This window comes from Pseudomonas sp. S36 (assembly GCF_016647875.1).
GTDB lineage: Bacteria > Pseudomonadota > Gammaproteobacteria > Pseudomonadales > Pseudomonadaceae > Aquipseudomonas > Aquipseudomonas parafulva.
In genome coordinates, this window is the sequence record NZ_JACVVG010000018.1 from 1 (window position 1) to 15,746 (window position 15,746).

17 protein-coding genes are annotated in these 15,746 nt (G+C 62.9%); 9 read left to right on the forward strand and 8 right to left on the reverse strand.

Annotated features, from left to right (window positions below):
• Positions 1 to 307 precede the first annotated feature (307 nt).
• Together tal and IAE36_RS12275 are read left to right on the forward strand one after the other, a co-directional pair.
• Positions 308 to 1,234 carry a transaldolase gene (gene tal, locus IAE36_RS12270; RefSeq protein WP_201162774.1) on the forward strand — a complete coding sequence of 309 codons (927 nt, stop codon included), beginning with the start codon at positions 308 to 310 and terminating at the stop codon, positions 1,232 to 1,234.
• A 106-nt stretch (positions 1,235 to 1,340) separates the two neighbouring features.
• Positions 1,341 to 3,188 carry an alkaline phosphatase D family protein gene (locus tag IAE36_RS12275; protein WP_201212645.1) on the forward strand — a complete coding sequence of 616 codons (1,848 nt, stop codon included), beginning with the start codon at positions 1,341 to 1,343 and terminating at the stop codon, positions 3,186 to 3,188.
• 4 nt (positions 3,189 to 3,192) lie between these two features.
• Here the strand turns inward: IAE36_RS12275 and rssC are convergent, their stop codons facing one another.
• Together rssC and rssB are read right to left on the reverse strand one after the other, a co-directional pair.
• Complete coding sequence (gene rssC / locus IAE36_RS12280; protein ID WP_028632497.1) at positions 3,193 to 3,675, reverse strand: anti-sigma factor antagonist RssC; 483 nt, start codon at positions 3,673 to 3,675, stop codon at positions 3,193 to 3,195.
• Positions 3,672 to 4,856, reverse strand: a complete 1,185-nt coding sequence (rssB, locus tag IAE36_RS12285; RefSeq protein ID WP_201212704.1) for a two-component system response regulator RssB — start codon at positions 4,854 to 4,856, stop codon at positions 3,672 to 3,674. The genes rssC and rssB overlap by 4 nt, the downstream gene beginning before the upstream one ends.
• Before the next feature lie 270 nt (positions 4,857 to 5,126).
• On the opposite strand from rssB, the gene IAE36_RS12290 reads away from it, so the two are divergent.
• Positions 5,127 to 5,426 carry a PilZ domain-containing protein gene (locus IAE36_RS12290; RefSeq protein ID WP_028632495.1) on the forward strand — a complete coding sequence of 100 codons (300 nt, stop codon included), beginning with the start codon at positions 5,127 to 5,129 and terminating at the stop codon, positions 5,424 to 5,426.
• Positions 5,427 to 5,458: 32 nt separating this feature from the next.
• Here IAE36_RS12290 and IAE36_RS12295 read toward each other — a convergent pair whose 3' ends face one another.
• Positions 5,459 to 6,166: an MlaA family lipoprotein gene (locus tag IAE36_RS12295; protein ID WP_028632494.1), complete on the reverse strand. Its 708-nt coding sequence runs from the start codon at positions 6,164 to 6,166 to the stop codon at positions 5,459 to 5,461.
• Between the two features lie 198 nt (positions 6,167 to 6,364).
• On the opposite strand from IAE36_RS12295, the gene IAE36_RS12300 reads away from it, so the two are divergent.
• Together IAE36_RS12300 and IAE36_RS12305 are read left to right on the forward strand one after the other, a co-directional pair.
• A complete protein-coding gene (locus tag IAE36_RS12300) occupies positions 6,365 to 6,928 on the forward strand; it encodes a phosphonoacetaldehyde phosphonohydrolase-related protein (RefSeq protein ID WP_201212647.1) in 564 nt (187 codons plus the stop codon).
• 122 nt (positions 6,929 to 7,050) lie between these two features.
• Entirely contained in the window at positions 7,051 to 7,314 is a 264-nt protein-coding gene (locus tag IAE36_RS12305) for a DUF4404 family protein (RefSeq protein WP_028632492.1), read from the forward strand.
• 61 nt (positions 7,315 to 7,375) lie between these two features.
• On the opposite strand, the gene queF is transcribed toward IAE36_RS12305, so the two are convergent.
• Together queF and IAE36_RS12315 are read right to left on the reverse strand one after the other, a co-directional pair.
• Positions 7,376 to 8,206, reverse strand: coding sequence for an NADPH-dependent 7-cyano-7-deazaguanine reductase QueF (gene queF / locus IAE36_RS12310; protein WP_201212649.1), 831 nt, complete (start codon positions 8,204 to 8,206; stop codon positions 7,376 to 7,378).
• 68 nt (positions 8,207 to 8,274) lie between these two features.
• Entirely contained in the window at positions 8,275 to 8,802 is a 528-nt protein-coding gene (locus IAE36_RS12315; RefSeq protein WP_201162772.1) for a cupredoxin domain-containing protein, read from the reverse strand.
• A 155-nt stretch (positions 8,803 to 8,957) separates the two neighbouring features.
• On the opposite strand from IAE36_RS12315, the gene IAE36_RS12320 reads away from it, so the two are divergent.
• Both IAE36_RS12320 and IAE36_RS12325 read left to right on the forward strand, forming a co-directional pair.
• Entirely contained in the window at positions 8,958 to 9,638 is a 681-nt protein-coding gene (locus IAE36_RS12320) for a heavy metal response regulator transcription factor (RefSeq protein ID WP_201212651.1), read from the forward strand.
• The gene (locus IAE36_RS12325) at positions 9,635 to 10,987 is read left to right on the forward strand and encodes a heavy metal sensor histidine kinase (protein WP_201212653.1); all 1,353 of its coding nucleotides are present in this window, start codon (positions 9,635 to 9,637) and stop codon (positions 10,985 to 10,987) included. Before IAE36_RS12320 ends, IAE36_RS12325 begins: the two co-directional genes overlap by 4 nt.
• 40 nt (positions 10,988 to 11,027) lie before the next feature.
• Here IAE36_RS12325 and IAE36_RS12330 read toward each other — a convergent pair whose 3' ends face one another.
• The 3 genes from IAE36_RS12330 to IAE36_RS12340 are packed head-to-tail and all read right to left on the reverse strand — an operon-like array spanning position 11,028 to position 14,271.
• Positions 11,028 to 12,269, reverse strand: coding sequence for a lipoprotein-releasing ABC transporter permease subunit (locus IAE36_RS12330; protein ID WP_201212655.1), 1,242 nt, complete (start codon positions 12,267 to 12,269; stop codon positions 11,028 to 11,030).
• A 60-nt stretch (positions 12,270 to 12,329) separates the two neighbouring features.
• Entirely contained in the window at positions 12,330 to 13,013 is a 684-nt protein-coding gene (gene lolD / locus IAE36_RS12335; RefSeq protein WP_174435876.1) for a lipoprotein-releasing ABC transporter ATP-binding protein LolD, read from the reverse strand.
• 7 nt (positions 13,014 to 13,020) lie between these two features.
• Complete coding sequence (locus IAE36_RS12340; protein WP_028632485.1) at positions 13,021 to 14,271, reverse strand: lipoprotein-releasing ABC transporter permease subunit; 1,251 nt, start codon at positions 14,269 to 14,271, stop codon at positions 13,021 to 13,023.
• 93 nt (positions 14,272 to 14,364) lie between these two features.
• Between IAE36_RS12340 and IAE36_RS12345 the strand changes: the two genes are divergently transcribed.
• Complete coding sequence (locus IAE36_RS12345) at positions 14,365 to 14,949, forward strand: PilZ domain-containing protein (protein ID WP_201162768.1); 585 nt, start codon at positions 14,365 to 14,367, stop codon at positions 14,947 to 14,949.
• 32 nt (positions 14,950 to 14,981) lie between these two features.
• Positions 14,982 to 15,704 (forward strand): glycerophosphodiester phosphodiesterase, encoded by a 723-nt coding sequence (locus IAE36_RS12350; RefSeq protein WP_201162767.1) that lies wholly within the window; start codon positions 14,982 to 14,984, stop codon positions 15,702 to 15,704.
• The last annotated feature ends 42 nt before the right edge of the window (positions 15,705 to 15,746 follow it).

Below are 15,746 nucleotides of genomic sequence, written 5' to 3' on the forward strand. Positions count from 1 at the left end.
GTTCGCCTTTACAGGTGCGGCGCCTGGGAGATCGAGCGCCGCCCGCGCGGCCCATCGCGAGCTTTGCTCGCTCCTACGCTGAATGGGGTATGGGCGGGCAAGCGATTCCGGCCTGTTTATGCCGAGACGTTCTAAACGTCGGTCTGGCGACTACGGTCAAATGCTTGCGCCTTCGCGCTGCGCCGCACCCACGCGGGAACCTGGCCCCCAGCGCACACTCGAACAGTCACCTCTCGTAAAGCCTTGCCCTTGAGCGACCCTCGGGGCTGGGGTAATGTCGAGTCATTGCACAGGACAGAGCACGCCCATGACCTCCAAGCTGGAACAACTCAAGCAGTTCACCACCGTGGTCGCCGACACCGGGGACCTGGACGCCATTACCCGCCTGAAACCGGTCGATGCCACCACCAACCCGTCGCTGCTGCTCAAGGCAGCGGCCATCCCGGCTTATGCCGACTTGCTCAAGCAGGTTAAAGCCGAAGCCAAGGGTGACGTGGACCTGGCCTGCGATGCGTTCGCGGTGGCGGTGGGCTCCGGCATTCTCAAAGCGATCCCTGGGCGGATTTCCACCGAGGTGGATGCGCGGCTGTCGTTCGATGAGCCTGCACTGCTGGCCAAGGCCCGCACGCTGATCGGCCTGTACGACAAAGCCGGGGTCGGCCGTGACCGCGTGTTGATCAAGCTGGCGTCTACCTGGGAAGGCATCCGCGCCGCTGAGAAGCTCGAGCAGGAAGGCATCCAGACCAACCTCACCCTGCTGTTCTCCTTCGCCCAGGCCCAGGCCTGCGCCGATGCGGGCGTGTTCCTCATTTCACCCTTCGTAGGCCGCATCTACGACTGGTACAAGAAAAGTACCGGCAAGGAATACACCGGCGCAGAAGACCCAGGCGTGCAGTCGGTTACGCGCATCTACAACTACTACAAGGCCAATGGCTACGACACCGTGGTGATGGGTGCCAGCTTCCGCAACGTTGGCCAGATCGAACACCTGGCGGGCTGCGACCGCCTCACCATCAGCCCTGAACTGTTGCAGCAACTCAGCGACGATCAGGGCGACCTGCCACAGGTGCTAAAACCCGGCAATGCCGGTGAGCCAAAGCAAGCACTCAACGAAAGCCAGTTCCGCTGGGCCATGAACGAAGACGCCATGGCGACAGAGAAGCTCGCCGAAGGCATTCGCCAATTCGCCCGCGATCAGGAAAAGCTCGAGAAGGTGATGGCAGAAAAGGCCTGACACAGTTCGCGTTTGCCTGACGGGCGGGAAATGTTCAGCATTTCCCGCCCGTTTTGCTTCTGCCCCTGCAATCCTGACTAGGCCCGTGCGGCCGGCCCTCGCTCACATGACCACGCCTCCTGAACTACCCCTTGTCCTCGCCGGCCCGATACTTCGCCGGCTGGAGCCTCAGCGCCTGGCTATCTGGCTGGCAGCCACACAACCGCTACAGCCCGACGTCGTGTTCCCTTCGGCCGAAACCAAGGTGGAATGCCAGGTGGTTGCGGTGGGGCAGCATGCGTTCATTCACCTGCTGGAAGTTCGCTTCGAGCAGCCGCTCCCCTGCGACCAGTGGCTGGACTACGACGTGCTGATCAATGGCGAGGGTATTGCAAGCTGGGCGCCACACCTGCTCTACCCCGGCCAGCAGCGCCCCAACCTGGTGCTGCGCGGGCGGCTTGATCACCTGCTGCATGGCTCCTGCCGCAAACCGCACCACCCCGCGGCTGACGGCCTGCTGTGCGCTGATCGGTTGCTTGAGCGGTGCACACAACCCCAAGATCGCCCGGCAGTGCTGATGATGACAGGGGACCAGGTATACGCCGACGATGTGGCAGGCCCCATGCTGCGAGCCATTCATACATTGATCGAACGGCTGGGGTTGCACGACGAGCAGCTCGATGGCGCAGTGGTGGCGGACAGCCAGGCCTTGTACCGCCACCCAGCCAGCTACTACCACCGCGCCCATCTGCTACCCGCACAAGCCCGTAACGAAAACCTGCGGGCGCGCTTTTTCGGTGGCAAGCGCAAGCCGATCTTCTCGTCCAGCAACGCCGACAACCACCTGGTCACCTTCGCCGAAGTCATGGCCATGTACCTGTTGGTATGGTCGCCCGTGCCTTGGCAACTGGTGCACCTGGACATGCCCGAGAGCCTCGACCCTGCATGCCGCACGCGCTACCAGCGCGAATTACCGCTGGTGCAGGGGTTCGCCGAACGCCTGGGGCAAGTCGCCCGGGCAATGGCTCACCTGCCCAGCCTGATGATTTTTGACGACCACGACATCACCGATGACTGGAACCTCTCGGCGCAGTGGGAGCACACCGCCTACGGCCATCCACTTTCGCGACGCATCATCGGCAATGCCTTGATGGGATACCTGGTGTGCCAAGGCTGGGGTAACGACCCGGACGGATGCGGGCCACTGATCAACCGCTGCCAATCTATGAACGCACACAACCAGGATGCGCTGATCGGTGAACTGTTGCGCTTCCAGGGCTGGCAATTCAGCCTGCCCACCCACCCGCCGTTGCTGGTGCTCGACACCCGCACCCGCCGCTGGCGCAGTGAAGGTAACCCGGCCAGGCCCTCGGGCCTGATGGACTGGGAGGCCCTGAGCGAATTGCAGCAGGCATTGCTGGACCACCCCTCTGCGGTGGTCGTGTCGCCAGCGCCTATCTTTGGCGTGAAACTGATCGAGACCGTGCAAAAAGTATTCAGTACCCTGGGTTATCCCCTGCTGGTAGACGCCGAGAACTGGATGGCCCACCGCGAAGCGGCACAGGTCATCCTGAACATCTTCCGCCACTCGCGCACACCTGGGCATTACGTGGTGCTGTCAGGGGATGTGCACTACTCATTCGTCTACGAAGTGTTGATCCGCGACCGGCAGCACAGCCCACACCTGTGGCAGGTCACCAGCAGCGGGATCAAGAACGAATTCCCCAGGCGTCTGCTGGATGTGCTCGACCGCCTCAACCGATGGCTCTACGCGCCAAGGTCACCCCTGAACTGGTTCACGTCGCGCCGTGAAATGCAGGTTGAGCCACGCACACCCAACCGCAGCCAGGCCGGCGAGCGGCTCTGGAACGGCGCAGGTTTGGGGCAGGTATTCTTTAACGAACAAGGGCGCCCGGCGCGGGTTTATCAGCTTGATGCGGGCGGTGGCGAGGCTACCGAGTTTGAGCGCCGGTAAACGATCAGCTGCGCTCCAGCGCACTTACAAGGTCATGGAAGGCTTCACGGTTCGAGTCGTTCAGGCCCATGAGGATTTTGTGCGCCTCCAGCACCTTGGACCGCACCACTTCTTCGTTCTGGTCCTGCGAAGGCAAGTCGGCAAGGCATTCCGGGCAGGGTATCGGGCGGTCGACGATGTTGAACACCTGGTCGAAGCCCATCGACTGCAGCAGCCGGGAAATGTCCGGGTTGGTGGTTACCACGGTCGGCAACAAGCCCACTTTCTGGCGTGACAGGATCGACAGCTTGGCCAGCAGGCCCAGGGTGGTGCTGTCGATGCTCTCGGTTTCGGTGAGGTCGATGACAATGGTCGAGAAATTCAGCGCGGTGAAAATCTTCTCGATCGTTGCATCCAGCGCCGAACACAAGGTCAGGCGCACTTCACCGACGAATTTCAGTACGAAGGTACCGTTCTGCTCGGCGAACTGGATTCTACCGGTACTCATTGAAGGTTCCTGCTCAACACCAATAGGGCGATATCATCCGGCATCTCCCCAAGCGTAGCCAATCCAAAACGTTGACGCAGCCCATCCAGGCTACCACCTGCTGCCCTGACGATCTCCGGCAGGGCGGCTTCTTTATCTTTGAGCGTGGCACCCGGCAAAAGGTCCAGAATACCGTCGGACATCAGGCTGAGGCTGAACCGCGGTGGCAATTCGATCACCTGGTCCTGATAGCTCGCTTCGTCGAACAGCCCCACCGGTAAGCCACGGCCTTCGAGGTAGCGGGTGTGCTCCGGGGTGTGCAACACCGGCAGGGGCAGGTGCCCGCCAACGGCGTAGGTCAGCAGGCCGGTGTCCTCGTCGATCACCCCCCCCACCATCGTCACGTGCTTGCCGAGCTTGCAGTTGATCAACCCACGGTTGATATGGCTGAGCACTTCCGACGGTTTGAAGTCGGGCATCTTGCCGCCACGCTTGAATTCGAACAACAAACGGGTGGTCATGAACTTGAGCAGCACCGTGACGAACGCTGACGATGCGCCATGGCCAGATACATCGGCGAGATAGAACGCGATGCGGCGCTCATCCACGCGGAAGTAGTCGGCGAAATCGCCAGACAAGTACAGCGATGGAATGATCTGGTGCTCGAAAGCGAAGTCGCCCGCTACCCAAGGGCTTTCGGGCAGCATGTTCATCTGCACCTGGCGCCCGGCGGTCTGGTCTTCCTGCAACAGGTGCAGGCTGGCTTCCAGTTCGCGGTTGGCGGCTTCGAGCTTGCCACGGTAGCGCTGGTTTTCAAGCACCAGGTGCGCCCTGTCGAGCGCGCGCCGTACCGACAGCTCAAGTACCGCCAAGTCTTCCAAGGGCTTGATGAGGTAATCGGCAGCACCCAGGCGCAAGGCCTCGACTGCATCGGTCATGACCCCTGCACCCGACACAACGATCACCGGCAACTGCGGCGCGCGTGCACTGATCTGGCGGATCAGCTCGAGCCCGCCCATCTGCGGCATGCGCAGGTCGCAGATCACAAGATCAGGCTGGTGTTCTTCGAAGACCTGGAGCCCCTGCTGGCCGTTGCCAGCCTGGAGAACGCTGAAGCCACTGTCTTCAAGGTAGGCGGCGAGGCTTGCACGGACCACGTCGTCGTCATCGATGATCAGCAGCGTTGCACTGGTTTTCTGCATGTGGGCGAACGGCGCCGATTTGGGTTGGTGCAGCGGTGTCGGCAAGGCAGACGGCCAGCTACGGGAGTTCTATTTGTTCACACTCTACCTGAGTTGTAGGCCAAGAACACCTGCCCGGCAACTGTCAGAGCGACCTTGTAAGGCGCAGACGGTACTCCCATCCGCCAGGCGTTTCAAGCGTGTAACGGTCAGCCAGGGCGCTCTTTACAGGGCAAATCACCGGGAGTTATAAGAAAGCCGACCAGTGCAACCCTAACGGAAGGATGCAGCATGTCTAACACGTCCATTAGCCACAGCGAAAAACGCGATTTCATACGCATGCGCATCGATACCGAGGTGACCCTGCTGCACGAGGGCCAGGTCATTGCCGCCGTGTGCCTGGACCTGTCCAGCAGTGGCATGCAGGTGCAGGCGCCACAAAGCTTTCAGGTAGGTGATAAGTTGGAAGTGCGCATCGACTCCGACCACCCGTCACTCAAAGGCCTGCGTGCCAGCACGGAAGTGGTGTGGATTGCGGGCCAGCCAGACGGTCAACACACCTTCGGGCTGCGCATTCTGGCCATGCATTGACCCAAGGGGCCGCGGTGCGGCCCCCCTCTCCATCAGAAGTCGTCTTCGACCTCGCCGTCGCGCACCTTGAACTCGCGGTTCTGCAGGTAGGCGTTGCGGATGAAGATGTACTTGTCACCCTGAATCAGCTTCTCGGCAGACAGCAGGCTGGCGCGAGTATCCACCACGTCGAGGGCGAAGATGGAGTTGCGCGTTGGCACATGGTCGATATAGCGGTACGGCCTGGTGAAGGTGTCCGGGTACTTGGCCACGCCGTCACGTACAGTGCTCGGCCCCAGTAGCGGGATGACCACGTACGGGCCACTTGGCACCCCCCAGTAGCCCAAGGTCTGGCCGAAGTCTTCATCACTGCGCTGCAGGCCCATCTTGGTACCCACGTCGAAGAAGCCGCCCAGCCCGAAGGTGGTGTTGACGATGATTCGCGCAGTATCCACGCCCGCCGCATGCGGCTTCAGTTGCAGCACGTTGTTGGCCAGGTTGGTGACATCGCCCAGGTTGCGGAAGATGTTATGGATGCCGTCTTCAAGAAATTGCGGCGTGACAAACTGGTAGCCCTTGGCCAACGGCTTGAGCGCGTAGGTGTCGAGGGTATCGTTGAAACGGAAGATCGGGCGGTTGACCGCTTCCCAGGGATCTTCCTCGGTGGCGGCCTGGGTGGCTGCCACGGGTGCCAGCAACATGCCGGCACAGACACAGGCCTGGGTGACTCGTTCGATCACACTGGCACCGATCCTACGCATAGTGTTTCTCCATCGGGTTTTCGGCCGCAAGCGCAACCGGTCGCGCTGCTGTAAGGCGGCAGTATAGAGACTTGCGTGCTGATAAACAGCTTTGCAAGTGTATATGGAATTATTGTGACCAAGTGTTGCTCAAGACGTGCTGTCACAGCACGGCAACATTTTTTCAATAATCTGCCGGCTATTTGCGAGGACGTTGCCATGGATGCTGAACCGGCCTTCACAGCGGTACTGTTCGGCTTGCGCGGCTGCCTGGTACAAAGCGCCGAAACCGGCCCATCGCCCGCCCCCGGCGCCCTGGCCACCCTCGCCCACCTGCGCGAACGCCAGGTGCCCTGCATCTGGCTGGATGACCTCACAGGCCAGCCCAGCCAGCCCTTCGCCAATGTGCTGCCAGGCTGGTTGCCTGGGCACCGGGAGCAAGGCGCCCGCTGGCCTGCCCCCAACGGTTGCTGGCAGGCACTGATGGCGCTGGGCAGCCAGCGCCTGGACGGCTGTGTACTGGTCAGCGGCGAACCTGGGCTGTTGCAAGCCGGCCTCAATGCAGGGCTATGGACGGTTGGCCTGGCCGCCTGCAGCCCACACTGCGAGCGCAGTGCCCGTGAGTGGCAGAGCATGACTGCGCAGCAGCAGGGTGCGGCGCGCGGCAAAGCGACCCTGGAACTGTTCAGCCTGGGGGTGCATTCGGTGATCGACCACCTGGAAGCCCTGGACAACTGCCTGGCGCATATCGCCCAGCGCCGCAGCAAGGGTGAAAAACCCTGATACAGCACTCTTGACGCGGGTCATGCAAAGCCGCTGCAGGTGGATTACGCTTTACACAGGCCAGAACCTTTGCCGCTTCGCTGAGGTCCATGGCTTGCCAAGCCATTGATGGAGAAAAGCCAATGCCTGCCCGCGAACTGCAAGAGCGTCTGAACACCCTGCGCGAGCAACTGGACCGCAACGTTCCGCTCTCGGATGAAGAGCTGGCCGCGCTGCACGAAGAGGCGCGCCAGATCGAGGCGCAGCTGAAACTTGAGGAAGCCACCCCTGACAACAATGTGGTCGATGGTGTGAACCTTGCCATCGAACGGTTCGAGGCGGAGCACCCTGACCTTACGGCCACGCTGCGCAGTATTGCCAACTCGTTGCACAGCATGGGTATCTGAGGTTACCCGGGGGCCTTGGCCCCCGGTCGTAACCCGCGCTCGCCCCTGACTCCGGGCGAGGCTACTGGCGCACCAGGCGGCCGTTGGCTGGGGTGATGGTGGTTGTGCTGCGGTAGGGGTTGATGTCCAGCCCGCCACGGCGCACGTAACGTGCGTACACGGTCAAATGCTCCGGCTGGAGCAGGTTTTTCAGGTCCAGATAAATGCGTTCCACGCACTGTTCGTGGAAATCGGCATGTTGACGGAAGCTGATGAGGTAAGTCAGCAGGCTGGCATGATCCAGCGCCCTGCCCTTGTACTCCACCACGACGCTCCCCCAGTCGGGCTGACCGGTCACCGGGCAGTTGGACTTCAGCAAGTGGCTGTGCAGGGTTTCTTCCACCACGCGCTGGGTATCACAGCGCAGCAGTTCAGGCTGAGGCTGTTCGTAGTTGCTGATGGCAACGTCCAGCGCATCTACACACAGCCCTGGCAACGCCACCACGCCCTGCGCCTCGACCTCGGCCAGGGTGCGAACCCTGACCGCTACCGCCTTGCCGGCGGCGGCTGACAGGTCGTTTTCCAGGCACGCCTGCAACTGCTCGAACGACGCGAACACGGTCTGGTTCAGCGAGTTGAGATAGAGTTTGAACGACTTGGATTCAATGATGTTCGGCGAGTCGGCAGGGATCGCAAACTCACCGATTGCCACCACGGGCTTGCCCGATGGCAATAGCCAGGACAGCTCGAAACAGTTCCAGTAATCCACGCCCTGCCATGGCAGGGTCTGGGCAGTGACGCCCAGTTCCGCCCACTTGACGGTGCGCGGAATCGGGAACAGCAACTGCGGCGAATAAGTGGCGATGTACTCGCTGGATTTGCCCAGCGGTGAGTGTTCGGCGGCGGGGTGCATGGAAACTGACCTGCAAGTTCGAAATTGCCCCTAGTCTACCGGTTTTGCGCCCCGCCTTGCAGCGCCCGTCACTCGATGGTCAACGGGCCGACCATGCCGGCCTGGTAGTGCCCCGGTACATTGCAGGCGAACTCGATGGGCGCCGAGGTGCGGAAGGTCCAGGTGAGCTCGGCGCGCTGGCCGGGCATCACCAGCACCGTGTTGCCGCCACCGTGGGCATGCCCGCCCGCCTGCTCTGCGCCTTGCGCATGGCCTGCCATCTGCCCGTGATCCATGCCCTGATGCCCGCCAGCTGCGCTGTACAGCTTGCCCTGCATGGCCACCATCTCTTTCTGGTGCTCCTCGTGCATGGCCTTGGTGCCCAAGTTGAACTCATGGGGCAGCTGGCCCTCGTTCACCAGCACGAAACGCACAGTTTCACCTGCTTTTACCTGCAGGTTCCTGGGCTCGAAGGCAATGTCCTTGAGCAGCACCTCGACGGTGCGGGTTGCTTTCGCAGCCGGCGCAGGCTCACCGAAGGGGAAGCGTTGCGCAGGCTCTGCAAGCGCAGGCAGGCTGGCCAATGCAAGGGCGGATGCGATCAACAGGCGGTACATGGCGTCTCCACAACTCAACGATCAGATGCCGCAAACCTTAAACTGCGGCGACTGCCAGCAAGCTGACCGCAACATTACAACTTTGTCAGTTTGGCTAGGAGCATGCCGGGTCACGTATTATTTAAGACCTCGCAACGCCGGAGCCCAAGCCCGCAATGAAACTGCTGATCGTCGAAGACCAGGCCCGCACCGGCCAGTACCTGAGCCAAGGCCTGAACGAAGCCGGCTTCGCCACCGAGCTGGCCACCGACGGCGAAACCGGCCAGTTCCTGGCCCTGACCGGCGACCACGACCTGTTGATTCTCGATGTGATGCTGCCAGGGCGGGATGGCTGGCAGATCCTTCAGGCCGTGCGCCAGGCAGGCCTGGGCACCCCGGTGTTGTTCCTGACCGCCCGTGACGCGGTGGCAGACCGGGTGCGGGGGCTGGAACTGGGTGCCGATGACTACCTGGTGAAGCCGTTCGCATTCTCCGAATTGCTGGCCCGGGTGCGCAGCCTGCTGCGCCGGGGAGCCAGCCCGGCCAGCGAAACCTCACTGGGCCTGGCCGACCTGCGCCTGGACCTGATCCGCCGCCGCGCCGAACGGGCCGGCCAGCGCATCGACCTGACCGCCAAGGAATTCGGCCTGCTGGAACTGCTGCTGCGCCGCCAGGGCGAAGTGCTGCCCAAATCATTGATCGCCTCGCAGGTGTGGGACATGAACTTCGACAGCGACACCAATGTGATCGAAGTGGCGATCCGCCGGCTACGCCTGAAAATCGACGACGCGCATGCCAACAAGCTGATCCACACCGTCCGCGGCATGGGCTACGTGCTTGAAGAGCGGGCACCGTGATAGGCAAGGTATCGCTGGTCAACCGCCTGGCGCTGCTGTTCGCCGCCTGCACAGCCGCCGTTTCACTAGGGGCCGGCCTGCTGTTCAACCACGCCAGTGAGCAGCACTTCATCGAGCTGGACCAACAACTGCTGGAATCCCGACTGTCCTTGCTGCGCGCGCAACTGGCCGGGGTCACCCGCGCCGAAGACCTGCGCGCCCGCCTGCCCGCCCTGAGGGCCGAACTGGGTCACCAGGCCGACCTGGGCCTGCGCATCACCGCCAGCGACGGTACACGCTGGTTCGAAAGCCGCAACGGGTTACCTGCGCTGCCGGTGCCCGGCGGCCTTGCCACCTTGCATGCCCAGGGCACCGATTACCGCAGCCTGGCGCAACCGTTGCTGCCGGGCGCCCCGCAGTCGCCGCAAGTGGCGTTGTACCTGGATATCACTCACCACCAGCATTTTCTGCAGGGTATGCAACGGTTGATCTGGCTCACGGTGGGCCTGTCGGCGCTGGCCACTGCCCTGCTGGGCGCCTGGGCTGCACGCAGCAGCCTGCGGCCGTTACGGCAAATGGGCCAGGTGGCGGCCAGCGTGGGCGCACGCTCGTTGACCACACGCCTGCCGGTGGCGCAGATGCCCGACGAGCTGGCAGAACTGGCCACCGCCATGAATGCCATGCTGCAACGCCTGGACGACGCCTTCCAGCGTCTGTCGGCATTTTCAGCCGACATCGCCCATGAGCTGCGCACGCCATTGTCCAACATGCTCACCCACACCCAAGTCACCCTCACCCGCCCGCGCAGCCTGGAGGAATACCACGAGGCGCTGCATGGCAACCTCGAAGCGCTGCAGGGCATGGCGCAGATGATCAACGACATGCTGTTCCTGGCCAAGGCCGACCATGGCCTGCTGGTACCTGGGCAAACGCCGCTGGCGCTGCATGATGAAGCAGATGCCCTGCTGGAGTTCTACGCGCCGCTGGCCGAAGACAACAACGTGACCCTGCATCGCGAAGGGCAGGCCACGCTGAGCGGCGACCGGCCGATGTTGCGCCGGGCACTGTCCAACCTGCTGGACAACGCCCTGCGCTTTACCCCCAACGGTGGGCAGGTACAGGTGACCTTGCAACCCGGGCCTGTCATCTGCGTGGCCAACACCGGCGCGGCCATCAGCCCGGCCGCCCTGCCGCGGCTTTTCGACCGTTTCTATCGGGTAGACCCGGCCCGCCATGAAGGCAGCCGTGAGCATGCGGGGCTGGGCCTGGCGATCACCCGGTCCATCGTGCAAGCCCATGGTGGGGACATTACGGTAGCGTGTGCAAACGGCTGGACACGCTTCGTGATCACGTTCTCAGAAGCGCACTGAGAGGGGGCGCAGCACGCCCCTCCTGGGGTACCGGCTGTGGTTACACAGCCAGGCCGATCGCCGGCTGCACCTGCGAGGCGCGGTAGGCCGGGTAGAGGGTGGCAAGGAAGCTCATCACCAGGCCAGCGGTGCAGATGATCGCCACATCTCCCCACTGCAGCTCGGAGGGCAGGCTGCTGATGAAGTACACGTCCGAGGTAAAGATGTGCTGGCCGCTCACACGCTCCAGCCAACCGACGATCTGGCTCACATTCAGCGCGGCAATCACGCCCAATACGCCGCCAATGAGCGTGCCGACCACCCCGATCAGGCTGCCTTGCACCATGAACGTGCCCATGATCTGCGCAGGCGTGGCACCCAGGGTGCGCAAAATGGCGATGTCCGGGCCCTTGTCGTTCACCACCATCACCAGGGTGGCGATGATGTTGAATGCGGCCACGGCGATGATCATCATCAGCAACAGGCCGATCATGGTCTTTTCCATCTTCATGGCACTGAACAGGCTGCCCTGGGTGTGGGACCAGTCGTCGGCGCGGTAGCCGTCGCCCAGTTGCGCAGCAATGGCCTTGGACACCTGCGGCGCGGCGTACAGGTCATGCAGCTTCAGCCGCACGCCCTGCACCTGGCCCGGCGCCCAGCGTTGCATGGCTGCGGCATCGGCCATGTGAATGTAGGCCTGGGAACCGTCGAGTTCGGCGCCCACCTTGAAGATGCCCACCACGGTCAGGCGCTGCATGCGCGGCGTGATACCACCTGGCTCGGTGCTGATTTCCGGCACGATCAGGGTCAGCTTGTCACCGGTATTGAGGCGAAAGCGCCGGGCGGTCAGCTCGCCGATCACCACCCCGTACTCGCCGGGCTGCAGGTCCTGCAATTGGCCCTGAACGATGTGCTGGCCAACGATCGAAACCTTGCTTTCTTGCGCTGGGTCGATACCGCCCACCTGGATGGGCTGCATCGCGCCTTTGTAAGACAACATGCCTTCCATCTCGGTGATCGGCGCCGCCGCCATCACGGCAGGGTTCTGCAGGGCGGCGTCGGCCACCTTGTGCCAATCGTCCAGTGGCTGCTCGCCAAGGATGGCGGCATGGGGCACCAGGCCGAGGATGCGCGAGCTCATTTCGCGCTGGAAGCCGTTCATCACCGACAGCACCACGATCATTGCCAGCACGCCCAGCGACAGGCCGATCATCGAAGTCATCGAGATGAACGAGATGAAGTGGTTGCGGCGCTTGGCCCGGGTGTAGCGCGCGCCGATGAAAATGGGCAAGGGTCTGAACATGTGCAAGAACACCCAATGAAAAACGGAAAACGGGGCGGCAGTGCCGCCCCGGCAAATCGGTCAGATCGCCACCAGGTGGCCGTCTTCGAGCTTCAGCACGCGGTCCATCTGACGGGCCAGGTTCAGGTCATGGGTGACTACCAGGAATGCCGTGCGCGATGCGCCCGACAGCTCCTGCATCAGCTCCTGTATGCCCTGGGCGGTGTGGTGGTCGAGGTTGCCGGTGGGCTCGTCGAGCATCACCAGCCCCGGGCGGTTGACCAGGGCCCGGGCAATGGCCACCCGCTGACGCTCACCGCCGGACAATTCTGCCGGCTTGTGGTTGAAGCGGTGGGCCAGGCCCACGCGCGTGAGCAGCGCTTCGGCACGCTCACGGGCCTCGGGGATGGGCGTACGGCCGATCAGCAACGGCATGCACACGTTCTCGACGGCGGTGAACTCGGGCAGCAGATGGTGGAACTGGTAGACGAAACCCAGCGCCCGGTTGCGCAGCAGGCCGCGGGCACGTTCCCCCAACGCCGACAACTCTTCACCGGCCAGCCAGACGCTGCCCTGGGTCGGCCGGTCGAGGCCGCCCAGCAGGTTGAGCAAGGTACTCTTGCCCGAGCCAGAACTGCCGACGATGGCCACACGCTCACCGGGGTGCAGTTCCAGGTTGAGCCCGGACAACACCTGCACCGATTCCGGCCCCTCGTCGTAGGCCTTGCCCAGGTTGCGGCAACTCAGAACGGCTTTATCACTCATGCGCGACTCACTCATAACGTAGCGCCTCTGCAGGCTGGGTGCGGGCGGCACGCCAAGCCGGGTACAGGGTGGCGAAGAAACTCAGGACCAGCGCCGCACCACAGACCATGTACACATCCTGGGCCTGGATCTGCGAGGGCAGGTAATCGATGAAATACACGTCGGCATTGAGGAACTTGTGCCCGATCAGTTTCTCGATGCCGGCGATGGCGGCGCTGACGTTCAGCGCCGCGAGGATGCCGACCACGGCGCCGATCAGGGTGCCGATCACGCCAATCACCGTGCCCTGGACCATGAAGATGAGCATGATCTGGCCCGGGGTAGCCCCCAGTGTGCGCAGGATGGCGATGTCGCCGCGCTTGTCGTTCACCACCATTACCAGCGTGGAAATGATGTTGAACGCAGCCACTGCCACGATCAGCAGCAACAGCAGGCCGATCATGGCCTTTTCCATGCGGATGGCCTGGTACAGGTTACCGTGAGTACGGGTCCAGTCGCGGCTGTAGAATTCCTGGTCGCCCAGGCGCTGGGCGATGTCATAGGCCACCCGTGGCGCCTGGAACAGGTCATCGAACTTCAGCCGCAGGCCCTGCACCTGGTCGGGCTTCCAGCGGTGCAGGCGCGACAGGTCGCTGATGTTCGTAAGGCCCAGGTAGCCGTCGATCTCGCCCGCCCCAACGTGGAAAGTGCCCACTACGGTGAAGCGTTTCATGCGCGGGAACATGCCGGCAGGCGTCACGCTGACCTCGGGGGCCACGAACGTGAGCTTGTCGCCAATGGCCACGCCCAGTTTGGCAGCGGCCTTGTCCCCGATCATGATGCCCCACTCGCCCGGCGCCAGCTGGTCCAGGCGGCCTTGCAGGAGGAACTTGTCGATGATCGACACCTCCCGCTCGCGCGCAGGGTCGATGCCGTTGAGCAGCACCTTCTGCACCTTGCCATCGTGGGTCAGCAGGCCCTGCATCTGGGTGTAGGGCGCTACGGCCAGCACCTGAGGATTCTGCTTTACTTGCTGGGCAAGGGCAGGCCAGTCAGCGATGGGCTGGCCGCTCTCCAGGGTGGCATGCGGGATCATGCCCAACACCCGAGTGCGCATTTCGTGGTCGAAACCGTTCATGACCGATAGCACCACGATCATCACCACCACGCCCAGGGCGAGGCCGATCATCGAGGTCAGGGAAATGAACGAGACGAAGTGGTTACGGCGTTTGGCACGGGTGTAGCGCGTGCCAATGAATGCGAAAAGAGGTCTGAACATGTCGGGGCTTGTTCGGATGAAAGGGAACGTCCTTGTGGCGAGGCGCCTGCGGCGGCTTTACACTCGGACCACTGCCGCTACCTAGGGTTCGCCATGACGACATTAGACGAAGAAGATCGCCGCGAATACTACCGCATCGCAGACCGCATCGCACTTCAATTAAGCCCCTTGAGCGCAGCGCAAGCCCTTGAGCCAGATGTGCTGCAGGATGAATCCCCTCTGTTCAACCTGCTCAGCGAACTGCATTTGTCCGACTTCGAGGCCCAGCACCTGCTGCGCCAGCTGAGCGACAAGGACCGCACCCTGGCCGCGTTCCTGCGGGCGCAGAACAAACGCCTGGACCTGCTCAGCGCAGTGGTGGCCCAGACCTTGCTCGGCGAAGTGGGCCAACCGCAACCGGTGGTCATCTCCGAAGGCGGCATCGAATGCGTGCAGGCCACGCCCGTGCCACCGGGCACCCGCGTGAAGGTGAAACTGGTGCTGATGCCGCGCGCCCATGGCCTGCTGCTGCGCGGCAAGGTGACCCATTGCGACCCGCGCAGCCAGGGCGGTTTCGACATTGGCACCGAATTTACCGACATGACAGACGCCCAGCGTCAATTGCTGGCCCGCTATATTCTGCAGCGCCAGCAACAACAGCGACGTGAGCAACTGGAACACAACGACCCTGCGTCCTGAATGCCTTTTCTCTCTGATTTGAAGGAACGAACGTGACCCTGATCTACGGCCATCGCGGCGCCAAGGGCGAAGCACCCGAGAACACCCTCAACAGTTTCCGCCAGTGCCTGTCTCACGGCGTGATGCGCTGCGAGCTGGACCTGCACCTGTCGGCAGACAACCAGCTCATGGTCATCCACGACCCGAGCCTCAAACGCACCACAGGCAAACGCGGCAAGGTGGTCGAGCACCCGGCGGCAGACCTGGTCAAGATCGACGCACGCAGCGGCGGCCCGGGCTGGGTGCAGCCCTGCCCTATTCCGCGGCTCGAGGAGCTGTTCGAGAAGTGCCCGTTCGAGCACTGGCAGCTGGAAGTGAAAAGCGCCTCGCGCACCCGCGCCGCCACCACGGTTCTGGCCATTCGCGAGCTGGCACAGCAATACGGCCTGCTGGACAAGGTGACCATCACGTCAAGTTCACGTGAAGTACTGGGCGCCGCCCAGGAACTGGTGCCGGACGTGCAGCGCGGCCTGGTGGCCGAGTACGCCTGGCTGGACCCGCTGAAAGTGGCCCAGAACTACGGCTGCCAGATGCTGGCGCTGAACTGGACACTGTGCACCCCCGAGCGCCTGCTCAAAGCGCAGGGCCAGGGTTTGCACGTGTCGGTGTGGACGGTCAACGAACCCGCGCTGATGCGAAGGCTCGCCGACTTCGGCGTGGACAGCCTGATTACAGACTTTCCCGGTTTGGCCAGGACCACCCTCGGGCAGGGTTGAATTCGGTCTCTCCGACCGGCTCAGGCCACCGGTCGGAGCCGC

What these genes read in the sequence shown, in the direction of transcription:
- IAE36_RS12320 (WP_201212651.1), top strand. Translation starts at nt 8,958, where the DNA reads ATGAAACTGCTGATCGTCGAAGACCAGGCCCGCACCGGCCAGTACCTG.
- tal (WP_201162774.1), top strand. Translation starts at nt 308, where the DNA reads ATGACCTCCAAGCTGGAACAACTCAAGCAGTTCACCACCGTGGTCGCC.
- IAE36_RS12345 (WP_201162768.1), top strand. Translation starts at nt 14,365, where the DNA reads ATGACGACATTAGACGAAGAAGATCGCCGCGAATACTACCGCATCGCA.
- rssC (WP_028632497.1), bottom strand. Translation starts at nt 3,675, where the DNA reads ATGAGTACCGGTAGAATCCAGTTCGCCGAGCAGAACGGTACCTTCGTA.
- IAE36_RS12340 (WP_028632485.1), bottom strand. Translation starts at nt 14,271, where the DNA reads ATGTTCAGACCTCTTTTCGCATTCATTGGCACGCGCTACACCCGTGCC.
- IAE36_RS12305 (WP_028632492.1), top strand. Translation starts at nt 7,051, where the DNA reads ATGCCTGCCCGCGAACTGCAAGAGCGTCTGAACACCCTGCGCGAGCAA.
- IAE36_RS12300 (WP_201212647.1), top strand. Translation starts at nt 6,365, where the DNA reads ATGGATGCTGAACCGGCCTTCACAGCGGTACTGTTCGGCTTGCGCGGC.
- rssB (WP_201212704.1), bottom strand. Translation starts at nt 4,856, where the DNA reads ATGCAGAAAACCAGTGCAACGCTGCTGATCATCGATGACGACGACGTG.
- IAE36_RS12315 (WP_201162772.1), bottom strand. Translation starts at nt 8,802, where the DNA reads ATGTACCGCCTGTTGATCGCATCCGCCCTTGCATTGGCCAGCCTGCCT.
- IAE36_RS12275 (WP_201212645.1), top strand. Translation starts at nt 1,341, where the DNA reads ATGACCACGCCTCCTGAACTACCCCTTGTCCTCGCCGGCCCGATACTT.
- IAE36_RS12295 (WP_028632494.1), bottom strand. Translation starts at nt 6,166, where the DNA reads ATGCGTAGGATCGGTGCCAGTGTGATCGAACGAGTCACCCAGGCCTGT.
- queF (WP_201212649.1), bottom strand. Translation starts at nt 8,206, where the DNA reads ATGCACCCCGCCGCCGAACACTCACCGCTGGGCAAATCCAGCGAGTAC.
- lolD (WP_174435876.1), bottom strand. Translation starts at nt 13,013, where the DNA reads ATGAGTGATAAAGCCGTTCTGAGTTGCCGCAACCTGGGCAAGGCCTAC.
- IAE36_RS12330 (WP_201212655.1), bottom strand. Translation starts at nt 12,269, where the DNA reads ATGTTCAGACCCTTGCCCATTTTCATCGGCGCGCGCTACACCCGGGCC.
- IAE36_RS12290 (WP_028632495.1), top strand. Translation starts at nt 5,127, where the DNA reads ATGTCTAACACGTCCATTAGCCACAGCGAAAAACGCGATTTCATACGC.